This is a genomic window from Frankia sp. CcI49 (assembly GCF_001983215.1).
Lineage (GTDB): Bacteria > Actinomycetota > Actinomycetes > Frankiales > Frankiaceae > Parafrankia > Parafrankia irregularis.
Window position 1 is genome coordinate 17,599 of the sequence record NZ_MOWP01000035.1, and the last position, 22,794, is coordinate 40,392.

General features: G+C 66.5%; 11 protein-coding genes and 1 tRNA gene. 8 read left to right on the forward strand and 4 right to left on the reverse strand.

All coding sequences use genetic code 11. From position 1 onward, the window contains the following. Positions 1-597: 597 nt before the first annotated feature. The 3 genes from CcI49_RS42285 to CcI49_RS30500 all read left to right on the forward strand — a co-directional run bounded on the left by CcI49_RS42285 (position 598) and on the right by CcI49_RS30500 (position 6,671). On the forward strand, positions 598-5,799 hold the full coding sequence (locus CcI49_RS42285) for a hypothetical protein (protein WP_076832246.1): 5,202 nt from the start codon (positions 598-600) through the stop codon (positions 5,797-5,799). Positions 5,800-5,950: 151 nt separating this feature from the next. Next, positions 5,951-6,505, forward strand: a complete 555-nt coding sequence (locus CcI49_RS30495) for a metallophosphoesterase (RefSeq protein WP_076832250.1) — start codon at positions 5,951-5,953, stop codon at positions 6,503-6,505. Between the two features lie 93 nt (positions 6,506-6,598). Beyond that, positions 6,599-6,671, forward strand: a tRNA-Arg gene (locus tag CcI49_RS30500). A gap of 331 nt (positions 6,672-7,002) precedes the next feature. On the opposite strand, the gene CcI49_RS41755 is transcribed toward CcI49_RS30500, so the two are convergent. Continuing rightward, a complete protein-coding gene (locus CcI49_RS41755; protein WP_158230839.1) occupies positions 7,003-7,761 on the reverse strand; it encodes a hypothetical protein in 759 nt (252 codons plus the stop codon). A gap of 336 nt (positions 7,762-8,097) precedes the next feature. On the opposite strand from CcI49_RS41755, the gene CcI49_RS30505 reads away from it, so the two are divergent. Then, entirely contained in the window at positions 8,098-8,475 is a 378-nt protein-coding gene (locus CcI49_RS30505) for a hypothetical protein (protein WP_076832253.1), read from the forward strand. Further along, positions 8,465-8,812, forward strand: coding sequence for a helix-turn-helix transcriptional regulator (locus tag CcI49_RS30510; protein ID WP_076832256.1), 348 nt, complete (start codon positions 8,465-8,467; stop codon positions 8,810-8,812). The genes CcI49_RS30505 and CcI49_RS30510 overlap by 11 nt, the downstream gene beginning before the upstream one ends. Before the next feature lie 296 nt (positions 8,813-9,108). Here the strand turns inward: CcI49_RS30510 and CcI49_RS30515 are convergent, their stop codons facing one another. Genes CcI49_RS30515 through CcI49_RS30525 form a run of 3 tightly spaced genes read right to left on the reverse strand, consistent with a single transcriptional unit; the run spans position 9,109 to position 11,299 of the window. Then, a complete protein-coding gene (locus tag CcI49_RS30515; protein WP_076832259.1) occupies positions 9,109-10,770 on the reverse strand; it encodes a recombinase family protein in 1,662 nt (553 codons plus the stop codon). 33 nt (positions 10,771-10,803) lie between these two features. Then, positions 10,804-11,046, reverse strand: coding sequence for a hypothetical protein (locus CcI49_RS30520; protein ID WP_076832262.1), 243 nt, complete (start codon positions 11,044-11,046; stop codon positions 10,804-10,806). Positions 11,047-11,065: 19 nt separating this feature from the next. After that, positions 11,066-11,299 (reverse strand): hypothetical protein, encoded by a 234-nt coding sequence (locus CcI49_RS30525; RefSeq protein WP_076832266.1) that lies wholly within the window; start codon positions 11,297-11,299, stop codon positions 11,066-11,068. Between the two features lie 1,606 nt (positions 11,300-12,905). Here CcI49_RS30525 and CcI49_RS41760 point away from each other — a divergent pair. The 3 genes from CcI49_RS41760 to CcI49_RS30600 all read left to right on the forward strand — a co-directional run bounded on the left by CcI49_RS41760 (position 12,906) and on the right by CcI49_RS30600 (position 22,620). Continuing rightward, entirely contained in the window at positions 12,906-16,940 is a 4,035-nt protein-coding gene (locus tag CcI49_RS41760) for an NB-ARC domain-containing protein (protein WP_131831251.1), read from the forward strand. An 873-nt stretch (positions 16,941-17,813) separates the two neighbouring features. Next, positions 17,814-21,683, forward strand: a complete 3,870-nt coding sequence (locus tag CcI49_RS30595; protein WP_158230840.1) for a CHAT domain-containing protein — start codon at positions 17,814-17,816, stop codon at positions 21,681-21,683. Between the two features lies 1 nt (position 21,684). Next, on the forward strand, positions 21,685-22,620 hold the full coding sequence (locus tag CcI49_RS30600) for a hypothetical protein (protein WP_076832273.1): 936 nt from the start codon (positions 21,685-21,687) through the stop codon (positions 22,618-22,620). The last annotated feature ends 174 nt before the right edge of the window (positions 22,621-22,794 follow it).

A 22,794-nucleotide genomic window follows, 5' to 3' on the forward strand; every position in this document is an offset into this window, starting at 1 on the left:
TTTCCCCCGCCGCCCCGTTGTATGCCTCTGCACCCTGGCCGTCCTGCCCTCTGCTCTGCCCTGACCTGCGAGTCGGTACCTGGGTACGTACGACTCTTGCGGGATCCCGACGCTCGGAACACTCATCTGCATTGGATTCGAACTTCAGCACGTCGGCGTCAGCCCCGCGACTCAAACGATCCAGCTGGCAAAAGTATGCATAATCACTACAAATATGGACTATTCGGACAACGGTTGACGCAGCGGCACATCCAGTGCCTTCAGCCCCAAGAGTGCGTATCGCCTGCACACGGTGCGCCAGCACGCCGCAGCGACGAGTCGCCAGAGTCAGCAAGCCTGTGTCATTCGTGTGAACGCCGCGCCCAGCAGAGTGAAATATGACCTGTAGTGAGACCAGACGTGGTGGACTGTTACAGTGTGGGGGAGACAGGCAGTTCGCGACCACCAGCGAGCCGTGCTACGGGCCGTGTAGCAGGCCACGCCACGGGTCATCCAGCAGGTCATGCCACGCGCAGTCCGGCAGGCGGCTCAGCCGGCGCCGGCGCACGCCGGGGCAGCGGTTCGGCTGCTGCGCTGCTGCTGGCTCTCGGTATTGGCGTGCCCGTCCTCCTCCTCATACTCAGCGGCACTCCGCTGTCCGCCGCCTTCGGTGATTCCGGAGCGTTCACCGGTGAGTTCGGTGCGGCCAACCTGCTGCGCCTCATGGTTCTGGCGGCATGGCTGATCTGGGCTCATTTCGTCGTGTGCGTCATCGCCGAATGGCGGGCCGAGCGGCGGGAGACGGGCCTTGCCCCACGCATTCCGTTCGGTGGCGGCAGCCAGCTCCTGGCCCGCAGGCTGGTAGGTGACCTGCTACCGCTGGCCACGCCACGCGGCGCCACACCACGCAGCACGGCACCCCCTCGCGGCCGCTCGGCTGCCCGGCGCGGCGCCGCGCACCGAGGTGCACCCAGGGTGGGAGGGCCGGCGCCCGAGCTGCCCCGTCCCGACGGTTCCGGGGCTGGCCGGCGCGGCCGTGGTTCCGGCGATGACCAGAGCTCGGTGTCGGCGGCGCAGGCAGCGCCGGATCAGGTGACGGCGGGGGAGGTGGCRGCGGCGACCGGCCGGCTACGCCGATCGGATCCGGCCGCGATCTCACGGCTTGCCCGTGGCCTCACCGCTGCCCAGCCGAACCGGAGCCATCCGACGACGCCCCAGGCGCGCCCCGCGCTGCCCGCAGCCGCACCCGCATCGGCATCCGCGGCCCCGGTGGCTGCGGCTGCGGCAACCCCCTCGTCGACCTCCACGTCACCGCCCGCGCAGAAGCCGTCCGCGCAGCCACCGGCATCGCGGCCGTCGGTATCGCAGCCGCCCGCTTCGCGGCCGCCGGCATCGCCACCCGCGGTGGAAAACGCAGCTGGCACCGGGGACGGGCACAGCCGGCCGAGGAGCGGATCCGGATCACTCGCCCCCCGGAGCCGCGCCGTCGTCAGCACCACCGGGTCCGCCTACGCCGCGACCACCGGGTCGGCCTACACCGGGCCCTCCCCCGCTTCGACCGGGCCGATGCCGATCACGCAGCGCCCGACCGGTGCGGTGGCCGGGGGCCCCGCGTCCGCCACGGTCCCGGCGCGGCGTTTCCGGTGGGATGAGCATGCGTCCGCCCCACGCGAGCTGACCGCGGGCGAGGAGAGTCCCGCCGATCTCTTCCCGGACGGCGTCGACGTCAAGTTCTGCGAGGTTCGCCCGGCCGACGGGCGCCAGCACGACACCCTCTGGGCGATCGCCCGGCGGTTGCTCGGCGACAGCCTCCGCTATCGCGAGCTCTTCACTCTCAACGAGGGTCGCATCCAGCCGGACGGGCAGGTGCTCAGCGCGCCCTCACTCGTGGCCCCCGGCTGGGTGCTGCTGCTCCCCCCGGACGCCGCGGGCGAGGAGGTCCGGACGATCCGGGTCCCACACCGCGAAGCCTCCTGGGTCCAGGAGGTCCATTCTCATTTCGCCGCCCAGCGCGAGGCCGAGACGAGCCAACCGACGGCCCACACCGGGCCCACCGCCCCGGGTACCAGCGGCAGTGGTGCCGGGCGGGCTACCGGCCCCCAGCAGACCGAGCCCATGGGCACGGGCTGGCCGGGCGCCACGGCCGGCGGGGCGAGCACCGCGGGCGGCTGGACCGGCGCACCAGGTCCGGCTGACCATCGACCGGGCCAGCACTACGGCCCCGGCTACGAATCCCAGACCGCCGGCGCCGGCGGAACCACCGCACCGGCGGCCTCGACCGGCCCCACAACCGCACCAGGATCAGCGGGAAGCGCGGGAACGAGCGGGCCCAGGGGCCAACGCGGCGGTCACGACGACCGAACAGGTCCGGCATCGGCCTCAGCGGCCAACCGCACGGCTTCGGGCCGGATCGGCGGCGGGCGGGGAATCAGCGGTGCCGCACTGCTCGCCGCCGGCGTCCTCACCGCGCTGACCAGGCGCAGATCGAGCGACGYCAACGCCGACCCGTTCTCCGCCGAGGTCGAGCACGCCCTGCGGCTCGCCGCGGACCTGCCCTCCGCCCGATTCGTCGACCGGTCGCTTCGGCTGCTTTCCGCCGGGCTGACCGCCCGCGGCCGAGAACTGCCACCTGTGTACGCGGCGATCCTCACCGACTCCGCTCTCGTCCTGCACATGGCGCCCGCCGTCGCCAAACCCCCGCCGAGCCCCTGGCAGGTCGGCAACAACCCCGGCTCGTGGCGCATCGAACGCAACCCCGACGCACCGGACGGGCTCCCCTTCGAGGCCAGCGCCAGCCTGTCAGCGGACGTCCCGGCGCCCTACCCGGCACTCGTCACCGTCGGGCGTGACGACACCGGCTGCCGCATCCTCGTCGACCTCGAAGGCGCCCCCGGCATGATCGCCCTCACCGGGGATCCGGCGGTGGCCAGCGAGGCCGCGATCTCCGTCGCGGTCGAGCTGGCGACAAACATCTGGTCCGACGACCTGCGGGTCTGCCTCGTCGGCTTCGCCGACGACCCCAGCCCGATCGCGCCGGGACGGCTGCGTACCTCGTCCAGCCTGGCCGACATCCTGGACGAGCTGGAAGCCCGCGAACCACGGGACACCGCCTGGGGCGCCGAGCCGGGCGCCGCCCTGCGTGGGCGGCAGTCGCCGACCGCCCCGTCGGATTGGTCGCCGGACCTGCTGGTCCTGGCCGGCCCGCCGGCGCCGGCCCACGCGGAGCGGCTGGCCAGGCTCGCGGGCGGGCGCGACCACACCGTCGGTGTGCTGATGGTCGGTGACAGCCCGGCGGCACGCTGGCGCTTCGACGTCCGGCCCGACGCCCGGATGTCGCTCGGCGTGCTCGGCGTCGAGGTCAACGCCCAGACTCTTGCGGCGGCCGAGTACGCGGCGATGCTGGCGATGTTCCGCATCCAGGCCGGAGGATCTCGCGGCACCGCAGTCCCGCGCCCGCCCTGGGCAAGCACCCCGTCCTACAGCCCGGCCGGCTACGACGACTACGACGACGACCACGGCGACGGCGACGGCGACGGCGACGGGCCAGCCGGCTACGAAGACCACGGCCACGGCTACGAAGACGGCCACGACGACGGGCCGGTCGACGACGGCTCCGGCGAATACGACGGCTACGACACCTACGACGGCTCCGGCGGTTACGACGGCTCCGGCGGTTACGACAACTACGGCGGCTACAACGACGACCGCCGCTGGCCGGCGTCCGACCCCGGCACCGGTGCGCACCTCACCCCCGCACAGCACCACGGGCACGCCACCGGGCCGGTGCGTCTGCCCACCCCAGGCGCTGCGCCGACCTCACCTGATGCCCGCACCGAGCCCGATCACCCCGAAAGGGCCGCGACCGCCTTCCCGGTGGCACCGCCACCGTCCTCAGCTACGCCTCCCCCACCGACGCCGGTCCCACCCACACCGGCCAGGCCGGCGCCGCCTCTGCCGCCGTACGCTCCGACCTCCGGCCCGGCCACCGGCCACGGGAGCACAGGCCCCTACCAGGTGCCCGCACCCGCGCCGACGCCCTCACCTCCGCCGTCTCCGTCTCCGTCAACGCATCCGGAGGGCACCCGCCCACCTCGGGACGCCGATTCGATCCCCGGCCCCGTGCCGTGGGTGCCTCCGCCGAGTTCGGCGCCTTCCGTCATCCGCATGCCCATCGGCCCGCGCCCCGGGGACGACCTCGCCGCTGCGCACACACAGCCGCCTGCCGCCCCGCCCGTCCCACCTGCCCCGGACAGCTACATCCCAGATGGCCACGTCCCAGATGGCTACGTCCAAGCCGGATACGTCCCGGATGGCCGTGATGGCCAGGTCCCGGACGGCTACATCCCGGCCACGCCACCGTCCTCGCCTCCGGCCCCGCCCGCACCGCCATCGCAGGGACCGACCTGGCCCCCGCCCCCGGCGCCGGCGCCTTCGGCGGCGATGCCCCCACCCGCACCACCTCTACCGGCGCCGGCGGATCATCCACCGGCCTATCTGACGCCGGCGGACCAGCCGGTCCTGCGGCCTACGGACGTCCCGAGGGTTCCGCGGACGCTGCTCGTCCCCCCGCCGCATGGCCAGCAGCAGCCGGCGCCAGGCCATCGCCAGCCATCGGCTCAGCCATCGCCTCCCAGCCCCGAGGAGGCCGCGGCCCAGCGACCGCGGGAATACCAGGAGGCCACCGAAGCCTGGGCCGAGGACTACGTCCAGTGGGGCGGTGGTTCGCCACCGTCGCCCCCGCCCCCGCCTCCGCCTCCGCCGCCACCGCCACCGAACGAACTTCCCACCCACCCGTCGACGCACCCGCACGCCTACTACACCGAGCCGCCCTACGGTGCCGCCCCGCCGAGTCAGCCCGATCCCGCGAGCCAGACCGCGGGCGCGAGCCAGACCGCGGGCGAGGCCGGGAACATGGGCGGGAGCGTGACCGGGGCGGCGCAGCCGCAGGACGCGCACTTCCCCCGGCCGGACTCCGCCACCGATGTCCTGGCGACCCTGCCGCAGCTCGAACCGCACCCCGCCGGGCCCACGGAGGCCGAGGTCCATGTGCTCGGCTACCCCTACATCGGCGCACCCGGACCGATCCAGCGCGAGCAGGCCGACCTGCTCACCGAGATCATCGTCTTCCTCGCACTGCACCGGGACGGCGCCTATCCCGAGGAACTGCGCGACTTCCTCGGGCTGGCGAACCCATCGGACCCGGCGGACGGACAGACCACACAGGGGTCAGCGATCCTGCCCGCGCTGATCGCCGCCCGCAGCTGGCTGGGCGTCGACGCCGACGGCCGGCCCCGCCTGCAGCCAGCTCCGGACGGACTCTGGACACTCAGCTCGGACGTCCGCTGCGACTGGGAACTCTTTGTGGCCTACAGCCACCGCGCCGCTCGCCCCGACGACGCCAGCAACCCCCAGGCGGACCTGCGCGACGCCCTGAACCTGATCGGCGGACCACTGTGGTCCGACCGAGCCGACGGCAGATACCAGTGGGTGGAGACGACCCCGGTGGCGCGCACCATGCGCGGCGCCGTCATCGACGCGGCGCACCGCCTCGCCGCCATCACCCTCGAACGAGGCGACACGATCACCGCGATGGCCGCCTGCCGCACCGGCCTGCGCGCCGTGCCGACCGCCGAGGCCCTGTGGCGTGACCTGCTACGCACCGTCGCCGCCCGCGGTGATCGCAAAACCCTGGAAGCCGTCGCCGGCGAGCTGTACCGGGCCATCGCCGCTCCGCCAGGCCGCCCCAACCGGGCCGCTGAGCCGGAGACCGACGCCCTCGTCCAGGAACTCCTCCCCGGCTTCCGCCGGCGCCGCCACTGACATCCCCGTGCCTGAGCCCAGACCGCACGCCCCGCCACTCACCGGACCGCACGCCAGATGACTGAACAGCGCAGGTGGCCGATCGCGCACCGGACCGTGTTCAGGCGCGGGCGACCTCGCGAAGGCCGGCGCGATCGCGAACACTGACTGAATGCGTCTCGTTCTGCTGGCTGACACGCACGTCCCGGCTCGGGCCCGAGACGTGCCCGCGCAGGTCTGGTCCGCCGTCGACGAGGCCGATGTCGTGATCCACGCCGGCGACTGGGTCAGCACCGACCTACTGCATCAGGTCACCGCCCGCGCCCAACGGCTCGTCGCCTGCTGGGGCAACAACGACGGACCCGACATCCGCGCCCAGGTACCCGAAGTCGCCAGGATCACCCTGGACGGACTGCGCTTCGTCGTCGTCCACGAGACCGGCCCGGCCACCGGCCGCGAACGCCGCCTGGCCGCCGCCTACCCCGACGCCGACGTGCTCGTCTTCGGCCACTCCCACATCCCCTGGGACACCACGACGCCACGCCCCGACGGCGCACACCCCCTGCGACTGCTGAACCCCGGCTCGCCCACGGACCGCCGCCGCCAGCCCCACCCCACCTACCTGACCGCGACCATCGCGGACGACACCCTGACCGACGTCGAACTGCACCAACTCCCGACCGCGACATCGACACGCCCCCACCGAGAGCCCATCCGACGATCATGAATGCCAGAACGTCAGGGATCAGGAGGCCGCGGTTCGTAGCACCCGCTCCGCGTGCTGTAAGCTGGCGAAGCCGAACACGAGAGTGGTCGGCAGGCGCTCGTAGCTCAACGGATAGAGCATTTGACTACGGATCAAAAGGTTGGGGGTTCGAGTCCCTCCGAGCGCACGCACGGTTGAGACAGGCCAGAGCCCCGCAGCCCCCATCCAAGGCTGCGGGGCTCTGCCGCATTGCGGGTCAGGTACTGCAGTTTGTACGGCAGTTAGAAACGATCAAGCCTCGTCAGTCGGACCACCTTCATTATCGTCACGCTCCGTATCGGTTGGGTGTGGCATCGCTGAGACAGCCGACCGGGTGGCTGCGGTGTGGGCGGGACCGTCCTTCATCGGCGCATTCGACAGCGATCATGGTGACCCGTCCGACGGGGCAGACCAAGTCCCGTTTGACACCGACGGTCCTGGGGCTGGCCCCAAGAACGCCGTTCGGCCCGATACGCTGATCAGCCGGATCCCATCTCGGTCGTGGCGGAATCTCCTCGGGAATTTTGAAGATCACGCTCCAGTTTCTGGACGCGTCGGCGCGCGCTTGCCACCTGGCGTTCGTGGCGATCGAGGTTTTCTCGGGCCTGGGTTACCGCCGTGACCAGCCGCCGCTCTTCCGCGATGCGGCGAGTCTCAGTGGGAGGTAGCTTCTCGGCGTCGACGATGCCACGGGTCTGGCCGCACTGCTCGCAACGAACAACCGACCGCGAGAACGTGGTATTTGAAGAATGCTGGGTGACATCGGCGATGTGTTCACAGGTCAGTGACAGCCGCCAGGTGTCCAGCTCCGCCGGATTCGGCGTACCGAAGCCTCTGAACAGCTTCGCCAGATGGTCGATCTGCTGGTCACTGAGCGGATGAGGGGGACAGCAATATCCACAGTGTTGGGTTCGCGAGCCTGACACGGTCCATCGGAAAGCGTGACAATCCGCGTGGCGACTTCGGAACTCCGCCTCGCCGATTTCATATTCCTGACGTTCGGACTCGGTCATCTTCATGAGTGGTGGTTGACTGCCGAGACCGTCGAGAATCGGGAGCCCGCACCCACGACAAGGAACCCCTGCCCTCATTTCAGCGTAAGTTAGAAGCATTCCTTTCTCCCGCCATTCACGTTGCCGGTCCTCGTCCCTGATCGCGCGTTCTTCGGCCTCGACCGCGGCCTTACGTCGCCGGTTCAACGCTCGGCGGGCCTTCTCCTCTTCAGACAGTCCGGGCACCTGCCACCTCCCCAATTCCGAGACAACAACCATCCAGCAAGAGGCAAGATCGACATAGGGCAGATTATGCGCTTTGCCGACTCCGCGACCCGCAAACAGAAGATTTTGTGTGATCTTTCGGTGGCACGGCACAGCGATTCGCCACATGAAGGGCTGGAAACGCCTTGCAGCTGCTACGGCACGGCCGACATCCCGGCATCACCGCCACGCGAGACCGGACGGTACGGCCATGACGCAAGACGGACATCGCGGGCTATCAACGGTGGACCAGTGTCCACGACACCCGTCGGGCCACATGAACTTGACGTTGTATTAACTGGAGGTCATACTCGGAAGGTGATCGTCGACTGGACGGAGGAGTTCGACCGCTGGCTCACCCACGCGGAAGAGCAAGGAGGCCGCCTCCTCACTGTCGCGGTCGCGCTGCTACAGGCACTCACGGACCTCCCCGCCAAGCCCGCCGAAGAATCCGCGACCTTCAAACGGGTACGRCAGGCCCGCCGCCACGAGCTGTGGCGGGTCGCCCACCCCTTCGACCCGGCCGTCGCCGTCCGGATCATCTGTTGGTTCCCCACCGACGACCACGCCGTGATCGCGCTGATCGGATTCGACAAGAAGACGATCGGGGAGGTCTTCTACACCAGCGCGACGGCACGAGGAGAGGCGCTGGTCGATGCCTGGCTGCGCCAGAAGGGAGGCCCCGATGACAGATGACGTCACGTTCATCCGTGGCGACGACCGCATCCGCCAGCTCGCCAACCGGCCCGACATCGCCGCCGACGTCGCCCAGGTCCGCCAGGACATGGCCGAGGCAGACCGCACCCACGCCATGGGCCTGGCCGCGCTGCGGCGGGCCGCCGAGCTCACCCAGGTCGAACTCGCCCGGCGCATGGGCGTCACCCAGGCCGCCATCAGCCGGATGGAACAACCCCACGATCTGTTGTTGTCCACCCTCAACGCCTACCTGGCAGCCATCGGCGGACAGGTCAGCATGATCGTCCGTTTCGCGGACGGGCACGAAACAGTCCTCGACCTCGCCCAGATCGCATAGTCGAGATCCACCGGTTGGCCCGACGCCGGGCGAGGCCAACACCAGGGATCGAGACGCCCTTCGTCGCCCGCTGCTCGCCGCCGAGAGCAGTGGACGCAGAGGGCCAATCGTGATCTTGTGATCCCAGGTCCATCGGGTGAAGCAACGCACTGTAACCGCCGCTCTCGTGGCGGTGTACTGCAGTTGTACTGCAACCGGGATGGACACCCGTGGACGTCGGTGTACATCGCCGAGTCCGTGACCTGCACCGGCGGACGTCGGTGGACGTTCGTGGACGGTGCGCCGAGGGCTACGGATCAAAAGGTTGGGGGTTCGAGTCCCTCCGAGCGCACCCGGGTATTCATTGCGCGAACCGTTCCCTTCGGGGCTGTTGTGGCTGGTGGGTGGGCTGCGACGGCGGTCAGGGTGGGTGGCTGGTCGTCGTCGGGGTCGGGTTGTGGGATGCGGAAGACGGGTATGAGCCGGTCGGGTCCGCTGATCTTAACTTCGGCGATGAGTGCTTCGATGAGTGCTTTGCGTTGCTGGTTGGTGCCGGTCTTGATGACGATCGTGATGTTCACGGCGATGGCGTCGAGGTCGGTGGGGGCGGGTGTGACGGGTTCGCGGGCGATCTGATCGGTGAGTTCGGTGTGGCGCTGGCGGAGCTGTTTCTGTTGGGTGCGGAGTTTCGCGAGGCGTTCCCCGATGGTTTCTTCGTCGATGGTGCCATGTTCGAATGCGGTGAGGTAGCGGTCGATCGCCCGGTTGGTCTGGGTGAGTTCGGTGTCGACGGTGGTGAGTTCGGCGCGTAGGTCACCGCGGGCGTTGCGGTGGGCCTGCTGGGCCCTTTTGATGGCGTCGGCGATGAGGGTGTGCTGCCGGCGGTAGAAGTCGGCGAGGGCTTCGAGGACGGCGTGGTCGATGGCGTCGGCGTCGAGGCGGGGGGCGTCGCAGCGGTCGGAGCCGTAGCGGTTGCGGGTGAAGCAGGTGTAGTAGCGGTATTTGCGGCCTTGGCGGCCGGTGGCGCGGGTCCCGAGCATGGTTTTGCCGCAGCGGGGGCAGCGCATCCGGCCGGTGAGGTGGTAGTCGGAGGCGTTGGAGGCCCGGCGGGAGTGGGCTTCGCTACGGGCGGTGAGCAGCCGCTGAGCTTCGTCGAAGATGGCCCGGTCGATGATCGGCTGGTGGGTGTCGACGACGACGATGTCACGGAACGATGACTCGCCGAGGTAGACGCGGTTGTCGAGGTAGCGCAGGACCTGGTGGCCGGTCCACTGGTTACCGCTGCGGGTGCGGTGTCCACGGTCGTTGAGGGTGGTCGCGATCGCGCGGGCGCCGAGCCGGCGGCGGGTGTAGAGCTCGAAGATCGCCCGGATGATCGCGGCTTCGGGTTCGTGCGGGATGAGGGTCCAGGTGGGCTTGTCGACGTGGTAGCCGTAGGGGGCTTGGGTGCTCATCCAGCGGCCTTCGCGGGCTTTGCGTTCCATGCCGGCGACGACGCGGTCGATGATGGTGTCGCGTTCGAACTGGGCGAACATGGCCAGCATCTGCAGGAGCATGCGGCCCATCGGGGTGGAGGTGTCGAACGGCTCCGTGGCGGACCGGAACACGACGCCTGCCTCGTCGAGGTCTTCCAACAGTTGAACGGTGTCGCGCAGGTTGCGGGAGAGCCGGTCGACCCGGTAGACGAGCAGGACGTCGATGAGCCCGGCACGGGCGGCGGCCAGGGCGCGGTGGAGGTCTTTGCGGTCGGTGCTGGCGCCGGAGGCGTCGTCGGAGAACCGCAGCGTGATCTCCCAGCCTGGCTGGGAGTCGACGTACGAACGGAGCCGGTCTTCCTGGGCGTCGAGGGTGTAGCGCTGGTGGTCGTCGTCGGTGGACCGGCGCAGGTAGATCCCGACGCGGACGGTGGCGGGCAGGGTGCTGGCGAAGGCGTCGCGGGTGCGGGGGCTGGTGACGCGGCGGGCGGTGGAACGGGGCATGGCTGGGCGGCTCCAGGGGTGAGACGGGTGGGGTCAGGCGTGTGGCCGGGTCGGGTCGTGCCGGTGGTTCTGGGCGGTGCACGTGTCGGGCTGGTCGGGGATGAGGTCCCAGCCGGGGTGGGCGTCGAGGAACGTGCGAATCCGGTCGTACTGGGCGTCGAGGGAACCCGGGCCGGCGGCGTCAGGCCGCTGCCGCTGGTAGACCCCGACCCACAGCGGACCGGCGGCGGGCCGGCGCCGCCAGGGCAGGTGTGGGTGTGGGTGGGTGAAGGGCATGGCGTTACTCCGCGGGGTGTTAGGCGGCGTCGTCCTCGGCGGGCGGGCCGGACCGCTGCTGGTGCTGCCAGTAGGTGATGAGCGCGGCGAGCGCGCGGATGGCGGCACGTTCCTGGTCCTCGGTCATCGGTTCGGTCTCGATCCGTTCGATCTCCACGTGGCGGGCCGCGTCGCGGCCGATGTCCCGCAGCGGCACCACGCCGCTGTCGTCGTCGGAGTCGTGAGGGTGACCAGGGGTGGTGCCAGCCGGCATATCGCCTCCAGGCGTCGGGAAAACGAGGGGTGCGCAGGGCAGGGGTGAACAGCCGCTGCCGGCGGGGCACGGAGCGGTGTCCGGGGTGGTTCTGGAAAGAGTAACGCCATGCCGGGCCGGATGATGCCCAGGAAAGCAGGGAAAGAAACCCGATTCGGGATCGGATCGTGGACAGAGGAACACCGGAGCCGGGTCCGGATTCCCCTCGCTGGGAAAGCCCGTGGTCGGACCGGGAACGGGTCCGGGTCCGGACCCGGACTCACCCCCGGGTGTTCGTGGGGAATCCGACCGCGGCGGCGGGTCGACCGCTGCCGCCGACGGCCCCCCGGGCGGCACGGGCCGCGGCGGCACGCCGCTGGTCTCCTGTGCTGCAGGTGATGCGGGACGAAGAGCCTGCGGCGGGTGCGGGTGCGGGTCGGGTGGGCTGGTGCGGTCGGGATCGGGGTGGGCCGGGTCGGGCACGAGGCGGTCTCCTCCACGGGCCGAAAATTGCCGTCGTAGAGGAGACCGGATTCTGGGCGCGTTTTTGCCACTCACGCCCCAACTTTATTGATAGATCTTTTTTATGGGTCGCATGCACGGTCCCGCTGCGCATGCCCAGCGGGACGCTGTGCAGCACCCGTTCTTGCCGCTGATTAGTTAAGAATGGCGACCACCCACCGGACCACCAGAGGTAAAGATCGATATGTGCCCTGACGTGCATTCACGGCAATTTCTAGTTCGCATGACCTAGTCCATGTGAACCATGATCGCTGGGCGTGGCAATCACGCAGATGGAGATCGCGACATGCCCTGACAGAAGACGCGGACCGACTCCGTCTGCCGCCGGCAGACCGCAAGCTCCACACCCTGCCGTCGGCCCGCCGCGTGCCGGCTGCTCGGCCGGCCTGCCGGTCGAGCCCATACCCCAAGACTGCCCGCGCACCGTTCCGACCGTCCGAGAGTACGAACGGGATCAGCATCATCATCCGTGGTCCGCACCCCACCCCGGGGGTCCGGGTCCGGACCCCCGGGGTGGGGTCGTAGACCGAGCCGCATCCCGACTGGCCAGGCCGACCACAAGTCGCCCGTAGCCGTCAACTCCGGACCCGCCCGACCGGGACCGGACGCCACGCGGAACACCCGAGCAGGCCAGGCCGGACCAGCGCGACCGGCACCTGACCAGAACCGCAAAGACCAGCGGGACCACCGGAACCAGCGCCACCGGTCGGACCAGCCGGACCGGCGCGACCACCGCCACCGACCCGAGCGGCGCGACGGACATCACCAGCAGCTGCGGCCGGCAAACCAGCGGGACAGTGGTACCAGCCGAGCCAATGCGACCGGCGAGACCGCCGGAAGCGGTGCTACCGGCGGGATTGAAGGGCTAGCGCCTCCGAGCACGATGTTCGGAAGCTCCGCTGGGGCAACTGATCGTGTCAATCGTCGGTGGCGCATGTGACTTCGGATAGGGCGTCGGACTAACCGTCCACGTGGTCCGCTACGCGAGCCAATGCTTCCCTTCAGCAGTGATGAGCTGCAGGTCGCAGGCGACCGGAGATAGGGTGTAGCCGCCCCAGCAGCGCATATCGCGTGTCGGGGACGGCTTGGTAGGGGGTGACGGTCCGTGCAGGGGCTGTCGGATGTTGAGGTCGGGGAATTCGCAAATGCCTTCCCGGACCTTGTTTCAGCTCGCCAGGTATTGGAGGATGCGGGCTGGTCATCGGCGAAGCTTCCAACGTGGAATATATCTACATCGGAACAGTTTTGGCACGAGGTGTCAGATCTGCTGATTCGAGGGCTTGTGACAGGCGGGCGTCGGATGCTACTAGCCGCCGCAGCGGCCCGCTTCCCAGCCAATCCGGTGTTTACGGACGGGGTTGGCACATTTGTCGGTCCATCTGCGCCTAGCCGCTTCGCATCAGATCTGCAGGAACCTATGTGGTGGCTGCCCGAGCTGACAGGCGAGGAGGTCGCTCGTCCAGAGCTAGCAGATCAGCTGACCAAGTTGCTAGAAGCGCCGGAGTTCGGATCGGCCAGAGTAGCGGCATTGCATGGGACCGGCGGAGTCGGAAAGAGCACGTTGGCGAGTCTCGTCTGCCACCGGCCAGAAACTCGCGGGAAGTTCCCGGACGGGATGCTGTGGATTGACGTCGGACAAGACGTGACGGGTGCCGCATTGGCCGAAAAGATTAACGCTCTGGCCCGACGGCTGGGCGATAATCAACAAGGCCCCTCAGAYCCTCGACAGGCCGGCATGAGGCTCGGGGAGCTACTCGCAGACCGAAAAATTCTTCTGATCGTCGATGACGTGTGGTTCGACGAACAAGTCACCCCGCTGCTGCATGGTGGGCCAAGATGCCAACGACTGATTATCACTCGACACCGACGACTTCTCCCGCCAAACACATCGGTTCTTCAAGTAGGAACGATGACGCCTGCACAGGCACGGCAGATGCTCACCGCCAATCTTCTGGCGACGACTAAGGCCGACGACCTCGCGAAAAGATGTGGCTACTGGCCTGTGCTGCTCGGTCTCGCCGCAGGCTATGTGCGGCGAAGCATCCGTTACAACGCCGACCCCGACGACGCTGCTGCGGAGGTTGCCCACGGACTAAGTGAAGCAGGCGTCGTGGCCTTCGACGAAATCTCCTTCAGTAAAGAGGAGATTCGCTCGCGTGCGGTAGCCGCTACAGTTGAGGCCAGCCTTAACCTACTTGATCGCCCTGGCCCCGCCGGGTCAGGCCATCTACTGGATCGCTTTTTGGAACTGGCGGTTTTCCATGAAGACGCAGCCATACCCAAAGCTACATTGGAAATACTCTGGGGGAACACGGCCAACTGGACAGCATGGCAGGTTCACCAGTTCTGTGATACGCTTGTTGATCTTGCGCTCGTCCAGCCCGCGAGCGTCTCGTACGCAGCAATAGCGAGTTCCCGCCGAGAAGTATCGTTGAAGGTGCATGACGTGATCCATCGCTATCTGCGTGTCCGACTCGGAGATAGGCTTCCACTCCTGCACTGCCGGCTTCTCGACGCTCATCGTCGCCTGCTGCCCTCAGATCACAACCGGACATCTTGGTGGGAGCTTTCGAGAGCCGATACCTATCTATGGAACAACCTTGCCATGCATTTGCAGAGCGCCGGTTTGCATGGCGAGCTGGCCGACCTTGCGCACGACCTGCGCTGGACAGCCGCAAGAATAAGAGCATCTGGTCCCGTTTCAGTCGAAGCCGACATGGCTCTACTGGTCGGTGACCCGCAGGCGGCGGCAATAGGCCACTTGGTTCGCCAGACCGGCCACCTTTTCTCAGCCGACGACAGTCTTGGATTGACAATCTCCACTATCGTCTCATATTCCGCCGAGAGTAGCCAACTCGCAAACTCGATTGCCGCATTGTGTCGTACTGCGGCACGGCCTCGGATCATTCCTACCAACTCCGTATTGCCCGATCAGCCCCATGAGACGGCGCTTCACCGCACGCTGGCCGGCCACACTCGGCAGATTTCTGCTCTCGCTGTAGCACCTGATGGCTCCTGGTTGGCCTCCGCAGGCCGTGATCGTGTCGTACGGATCTGGAACCCATACACCGGTGTCCAGACGGCAGTGCTGTCCGGCCACACCGGCGAGGTATCCGCTTTGGCCGTATCACCAGACGGTGCATGGCTCGCCTCTGCCAGTGCGAACCTGCTCGGCGGTGGTGATGGAACCGTGCGAATTTGGGACCCGTACACCGGTGTCCAGACGGCAGTGCTGTCCGGCCACACCGGTGGCATTTCCGCTTTGGCTGTATCACCAGACGGTGCATGGATCGCCTCCTCCGGAGGCGATCTACTCGGTCGTGGTGATGGAACCGTGCGAATTTGGGACCCGTACACCGGTGTCCAGACGGCAGTGCTGTCCGGCCACACCGGTCGTGTATCCGCTTTGGCTGTATCGCCAGACGGCGCATGGCTCGCCTCCGCGGGAAACGACCGAACGGTGCGGATATGGAATCCGAAAACCGGCTTTGAATCTGCCCTCCTGACTGGTCACACCGGCGGTGTATCGGCTTTGTCGGTCGCTCCCGATGGCTCGTGGCTAGCCTCGGCCAGCGGAGATCTGATAGCCAACGGTGACGGTACGGTGCGGATTTGGGATCCACTCTCTGGAACCGAGCGCGCCGTGCTGTGCGACCAAGTCGGATCGCTATCGGTGGGTGCCTTGGCCGTGGCACCGGACGGCTCCTGGCTAGCTATCGCTGGTGGCGACGGGACGATTCGCTTCTGGGATCCTTCAAGCAGGGATATGATAACCGTACCCACTGGCCAAGCTCGCTCCGTCTTTCATTTGGTGGTGGGTCCGGACGGCTCCTGGCTGGCAGCCGCCGACGGACAAATTCTCGGCCGTGACGCGGCTGTGTGCATCATCGACCTCGAAGCCGGCGACGAGATGTCTGCGCTAGCCGGTCATCCACACGGTGTGGCAGCGCTGGCGGTAGCGCCGGACGGCTCCTGGCTGGCCACTACAGATGGCGACCTCGTGGGCCACGGCGACGGAATCATACGGGTATGGAGCCTAGCCGTCGCGAGGGAGGCCCGCACGAAAGGTAATGCCACCGCGGCCGCATCAATATTGATGCCAATTCCAAAAAGCTCCCTGATGGCGTCCGCCAGCACAAGCGTACTCAGTCGTGGCGCTAGCGCAATCCGCTTGTGGGACACGAAGGCCGGCGTCGAGCTGGCGGGGCGTACCAGCCACACAGGGAACGTTTCTGCCTTCGCCGCGGCACCAGACGGCTCGTGGCTGGCTTCCGCCGGCAGCGACAAATTGATCCGCTTGTGGAATACAGCGATCGATGACGAACCGTCGATACTGACTGGACACTCTGGAGGTGTGTCCGTCCTCTCGGTAGCACCAGACGGCTCGTGGCTGGCCTCCGCTGGGAGCGATCTGGCCGATGGCGATGGCACGGTTCGGATCTGGGACCTGGCGACTCGGACCGCTAGGACTGTACTCGTCAGCCATACCTACCTGGGGGTGGCGCTAGCGGTTGCCCCGGACGGTTCGTGGCTCGCCACCGCCTCCGGACTCCTAGCCGGCAACGACGGACCAGTCCGACTGTGGGATCCAACGACGGGCGCCGAGCGTGCGGTGCTAAACGGCCATACTGGTGCGTCCGTGTTGGCTGTAGCACCGGATGGCACCTGGCTCGCCACCGCTGGTCACGACGGCCCGGTCAGGTTATGGGATCCCGCAAGTGGGAAGGAGCTTGCGACGTTGAGCGGACACATCGGCGGCGTATCAGCGTTGGCTGTTGCGCCCGACGGCTCGTGGTTGGCATCCGCCGGCGGAGACCTTCTCGAAGGAGGTGATGGGACTGTTCGCTTGTGGGATCCGGCCGCAGGAACAGAGAGGGCAGTTCTAACCGGCCACTCGGGCAGAATCTCGGCATTGGCCGCAGCGCCGAATGGTTGGTGGCTCGCATCCGCAGGCGGCGGAGGTGGCGGAGGTGGCGATCGAACACTGCGAATTTGGGACACTTCGATCGGTAGTGAAAGGGCAGCCGTCCGAGTTGACAGCCCGCTTCTTGCTTGCACATGGGTGTCGCCGGAGAGGATCGCAGTCGGTGGCACGCGAGGCCTATATTTTTTTGACCTCCTGCCTTTCGAATCGAAATAGTCCCAATCTTCAAATACTCCACGATCGCCATAAGTTGCCGACAGCCGGACACTGGCCGGTGTGGACGATGCGTGTTGCAGCAGGTGGTTCGACTGATGTTGTCAAGGTGGATGATGCCTGCGTCGGTCGCGGGCGAGGGTTGACGCGGAGGATCTTCCTGGTGTTCAGGCCGGCGAGGAGCTGCTAGACCCAGACTCAGGCAACCTGAGCGAGGACAGCGCGGTAGAGCGCGCTAAGGTTCCGACCGGCGGCGGGGTACAAGCCGGACGACTGTGCCGGCGACTACAGCTCGCGGTCAAGTTGTCGTATGGAGACGATCTGCGGGGCCCTTCTATGGGGAGGGGCGTGCGTGCATATAGCGTGAACGTGACAGTCCGAGATGCCTGCGTGACCGGACGTACGTCGCAGTGGGTGTTGCGAGACCGATAGGGGGCGGTAGGGATGCGAGAGCATCAGCTCGCGCGGGTGAGTGCACGGTTGGAACGGTTCTTCCGTAACCAGGATTCGGCTGCAGTGTTGGATCCGGAAGCGGTGAGCGAGGCGGACGCTCTGCTACAGTCCGTGACTAACCCTGCTGCCGATGTCGAGGTGGCCCGAGCGGTCGGATGGCTATACTATCTACGCTATCTTCTTTCCGATCCTGACGAAAAGCCGCGGGCGCTAGCTATTGCATTACCTTTGTTCGTTCCGGTGTATCAACTCCGGCCTGATGCGCTTCCTGACGACGTACGCACTTATTTTGAAAGGGGCGGAGCTTCCTCCCCTGGCACACCTTGGATACTCGAAGCCCTCCATATCTCGTTGCTTCGTCGAGCGATACGGACCGGTGACCTCGCGGCGTTGGACACCGCGATAGAATTACTGCGATCCGACTTGGACGCTACTCCGTCCGATCACCCGAACCGTGCTCCACTGCTGGGCAACCTCAGCTTCGCCTTGCGCGTTCGGTTCGAGCGGACGGGCTCACAGGTCGATGTGGACGAGGCAGTGAACGTCGGGCGCGCGGCGGTCKGCGCTACTGGTAGCGAGCACCCCGACGCCGCCAGATACCTCTCGCATCTCGGCACCGCACTACTTTCTCGGTTCGGGGAGTTTGCAGCACAGGCGGATCTGGATGCGGCAGTCGGCGCTAGCCAAGCCGCAGTTGAGGCCACTCCCACAGACCATCCGGATCGTGCAGGATATCTGTCGAATCTCGGTGCCGCCCTGCGGACACGCTTTGAACAGACCGGCGACATGTCGGATCTCGATACTGCGGTAGAGGTCGGTGAAGCGGCCGTCCGCGCCACCACGGCCGACCATCCGAGCCGCGCAGGGTATCTGTCGAATCTCGGTGCCGCCCTACGAACTCGGTTCGAGCGAAGCGGCGCCAAACCCGACCTGGACGCTGGGATCGCCGCCACTCAAGCCGCCGTCAACACTACTCCCGCCGATCATCCCCAGCGCGCGATGTTCCTGTCCAATCTCGGCTTGGCGCTCCGCATACAGTTTGAGCACACTGGGGATCAGAACAGTCTGGATGCGGCGATTGAGGTAGGGCGGGCTGCGGTCGATGCTTCTCCTGCCGATCATCCCCAGCGCGCGATGTACCTATCCAACCTCGGTCTCGCCCTGCGGACACGCTTCGAGCGGACCGGGGATCAGAACGATGTGGATGCGGCGATTGAGGTAGGGCGGGCTGCGGTCGATGCTTCTCCTGCCGATCATCCCCAGCGCGCGATGTACCTATCCAACCTCGGTCTCGCCCTGCGGACACGCTTCGAGCGGACCGGCGTCGGGTCGGATCTAGACGCGGCGATCGAGGCAAGCCAAGCGGCCGTCGACGATGCCCCCCTCGGCCTCCCCCAACGCGCCGCGTATCTGTCCAACCTCGGAATCGCTTTGGCTGCCAGGTTCGAACGGACCGGATCCCGATCGGATCTAGACGCGGCGATCGAGGCTGCGCGAGCGGCCGTCGATGGCACTCCCGCCGATCACCCTAGAGCCTCCGTGTACCTGTCCAACCTCGGGCTAGCATTGCGCGTCCGTTATGAGCGAACAGGCGTGCGGGCCGATATAGACGCAGCGGTTGACGTAAATACGGCCGCTGTTAGGGCCACCCCTGTCGACCACCTTCAACACGTCGGCTCATTGATCAACCTTGCCGGTGCCGTGCTAGTTCGTTTCGAACGAACAGGACTCCTAGCGGATCTGGATACGGCCGTCGATGCGAGTACAGCTGCCGTGAACTACAGCCCTGAAGATCACCCTAGCCATGCCGTGATGCTAACAATTCAAGGTGTAGCCCTGCRCATCAGGTTCGAACGAACCGGAGACCAAGCAGATCTGGATGCAGCGGTTGACGCGAGCGCGGCCGCCGTAAACATCACGCCCAGCGACCACCCTTACCGTGCGGGGCGACAGCATAACCTTGCTGTCGCTCTTCGCATCCAGTACGAGCGACACGGAGCGTTGGCCGACCTTGACGCGGCCATCGAGGTCGGACGAGCTGCGGTGAACGGATCTCCTGATGACCCCAACCGTGCCATGTATCTATCCGGCCTAGGTTATGCCCTGCATATCCGATTTGAACGGTCTAGGTCATCAGCCGATCTAGACGCGGCGATTGAGGCTGGCAGGGAAGCTTCTAGGGCCGAAGCTTCCTCGCCGCGGATGCGGGCGCTGGGTGCTCGTGGCTGGGCGCGTTCCGCCGGCGCCGGTGGTCGGTGGCAGGAGGCGGTGGCAGGATTCGAGGCGGCCTCCGCCCTGCTCTCGCGCGTGGTGCCGCGCAGTCTTGCCCGTGCCGATCAGGAACACCTGTTGGTGGAAACAGCTGGACTTGCCGCTGACGCGGCGGTGTGTTGCGTGCACGCGGGTTCACCTGAGCAGGCCGTGGAACTCTTCGAACAGGGCCGCGCTGTACTGCTCGGGCAAGCTCTGGATATTCGCACCGATGTGACCGCACTTTCCGAAGCCGATCCCGAGCTCGCGCGACAGTTCACTGAACTGTGTAAGGAATTTGATCGAGTCGATGAGGCCACCATGTTCGCGACGCCGTCGTGGCATGAGCCCGGCCACACCACGATTCTCGATCCGACGGGCTCGATACACGCGCGGGAGAGACGGRAGAGGGCGACAGCGAATTTCGACCAGGTGATCACCCGTATTCGGGCCTTGTCTGGATTTGAAGGATTTCTCCAACCGCCGGCGGCGGTGGAGCTGCAGTCGGCGGCCTCGGATGGCCCAGTCGCAATCGTCGCGGTTTCCGTACTTGGCTCACACGCGCTGATCCTAACCCGAGAAGGGGTCGACCATGTCCCTCTACCTGGATTGACTCCACAGAACGTCTTCCACCAAGTCATCGAATTTCTCAATGCCCTTTCTGGGGCAGGGGCCGCAACAGAGCGGAAGGTGGAAGAGATTCTCGGTTGGTTGTGGGATGCACTCGCCGAACCGGTACTTGACAGATTGGAAATTCACGGTCCACCGGAGGACGGGTCGACATGGCCGCGGATGTGGTGGTGCCTGTCCGGACTATTGTCGTTCCTCCCGGTGCACGCCGCCGGCTATCATCACACACGCTTCGACCCGGCGCCGAGCACACTGATCGATCGAGTACTGTCCTCCTACACCCCCACGATTCGAGCACTGACCCATGCCCGTCGCGTACCCTCCGCGACGACGGCCAGCACTAGATCTCCGGTGAACGGCAACGATCCGAGGGTGCTCGCAGTTGCGATGCCCCACACCCCTTCTGCCCGCGCGTTGCCCGGTGCGCGAGACGAAGCCGAAGGTCTACAGCGCCGCTTCGGTGAACGCGTCTGCATACTTCTCGAAGGTGAGGCGACTCGCGAAGCGGTACTCGCTTCCCTACCGCAGACCCGATGGGCACACTTCGCATGCCATGGCGCCGCTGAAATCAACGACCCCTCGAACAGTCGGCTGTTGCTGCATGACCAGCCACTCACTGTACTCGACGTCGCTCGTCTCCAGCTTAACGATACCGAACTGGCCTTTCTGTCTGCCTGTGAAACCGCCCGCCCCGGAGGCCAGCTTACCGACGAGGCGATCCATCTGGCATCCGCTTTTCAACTTGCCGGTTATCAACACGTCATCGCCACCCTGTGGCCGATCAGTGACTACTACGCAGTCAAACTCGCTGAGCACATCTATAACGAGCTCGCGGACAGCGGGGATGTCACCAGCGCCGTCCACACCGCCACCCGCACCCTGCGGAATTATGCCGCCCGGTATCCATCGGTGTGGGCGTCCCACGTGCATGCCGGTGGCATGAACCCGACCACAGTGGACACCCCCACTACCGAATGTAGGGAAAACCGATCGCCGATGGGTTCCGACGACGAAGTGGCGGAGGCGGCGCGCGTGATCCGTCCCTATCTTGCCGATCTCCTTGGACCACAGGATGCCTCTATTCTCGACCAGCGCCTTGCGGAGCAGATCACCAACGACGCGGAGCCATCCCAACGTGCCTGTGAGCTTCGCGCAATCTTGGAGGAAAACTCACTAACCCGCCAGTTCCTCGTCGACGTACTGGCGCACCCGTACCTTCATCCGCCGTATATACAGGATCATTTTCGTAGACGGCCTCTCGGGGATGCTCTGCCGATTGGGGAAGCTAGCCCAGTCCTGGCAGACCGCTATATTTGCCCCGACCCTAGCCACGATGTCATCTGGTATCGGCCCGATATCGGCACTCCAATTCCTAGATGTAGCACCCATGATCTAATGCTGGTCCGCAGCTAAGATGGTTTCCGCGTTCTGGCAAGCTATCGGTGKAAAACTCGCCGACCGGGCTGCAGCTGTCTCCGTTCCCGCTCTGATCTTCTGGCTTGGTGGACTGCTCGCCTGGATCCGCCATGACGGTGGAGTCCAATCGCTCGCCCGCTCTACCCGCTGGCTTGACCAACAGACCTCTGCTGTTCAGGTCACCGCGATCCTAACAGTATTGCTTGCTATCGCGGCGTCAGGAATCATGGTTAGCCGCGCCGCAACTCCGACACTCCGGCTTCTCGAAGGCTACTGGCCAAGCTGGGTCGACCCGTTGCGCACCTGGTTGAGTGAACGTGCGGCATCCTGTGCCGCTGCGGAGGAGACAGCCTGGCAGGTTGCCTACGCTCGGGTTCACCCCCCGGCGACCCCCACAGCCGGCGACCTGGCCGCTTACACCCGTATCGAGCAACGGCGGCGACGTCGTCCACCTGCTGGCGCCTCCGGGTACTTCCTTCCCACCCCCATCGGCAACATTCTGCGGGCCGCCGAACGTCGCCCCTATGACAAGTATGGCCTTGACGCCATCATTCTGTGGCCCCGTCTCTGGCCAGCGCTCCCGGATGCTACCCGCGCGGACCTCATCGCTGCCCGTATGAGCCTAAACACCGCGACGTCCAGCGCGCTTTGGGGGCTGTTCTACTGTTCCTTTGCCCCGCTCACGCTCCTTTCAATCCCCATTGGCCTTACTGTCTGCGCCGTGTTGGTCGTTTTAATCATCCCTAGCCTCGCCCAGATGTTCGGTGATCTCATTGAGGCCGCCTATGACCAGCACCGAACTCTTCTTTACGCCCAGCTCCGCTGGCCTCTGCCCACAAATCCCCAGCAGGAAAAAGATGCGGGCCGGCTTCTCACCGCCTATCTATGGCGCGGCTCGGATGACACCATCCCTCACTTTACCCCGCCCGCGTAAATGCCACCGCGACCGCTCTGTGCCCGATTACACGGCCCGAGCCGGGCAACGAAAATTTCGATCACTTGGCGAAGAGTAGCCCGAGGATGCACCGGCGTTGCCGATGCCTACCGACCCTTCCCAACCCCCTTTGCGACGGTCGACGGTGTTCCCGCCGCAGTGGGCCTCGGTGAT

Excerpts from the sequence above, each read along its gene's own strand:
- CcI49_RS30495 (WP_076832250.1), top strand. The coding sequence starts at position 5,951 with ATGCGTCTCGTTCTGCTGGCTGACACGCACGTCCCGGCTCGGGCCCGA.
- CcI49_RS30510 (WP_076832256.1), top strand. The coding sequence starts at position 8,465 with ATGACAGATGACGTCACGTTCATCCGTGGCGACGACCGCATCCGCCAG.
- CcI49_RS30515 (WP_076832259.1), bottom strand. The coding sequence starts at position 10,770 with ATGCCCCGTTCCACCGCCCGCCGCGTCACCAGCCCCCGCACCCGCGAC.
- CcI49_RS30520 (WP_076832262.1), bottom strand. The coding sequence starts at position 11,046 with ATGCCCTTCACCCACCCACACCCACACCTGCCCTGGCGGCGCCGGCCC.
- CcI49_RS30525 (WP_076832266.1), bottom strand. The coding sequence starts at position 11,299 with ATGCCGGCTGGCACCACCCCTGGTCACCCTCACGACTCCGACGACGAC.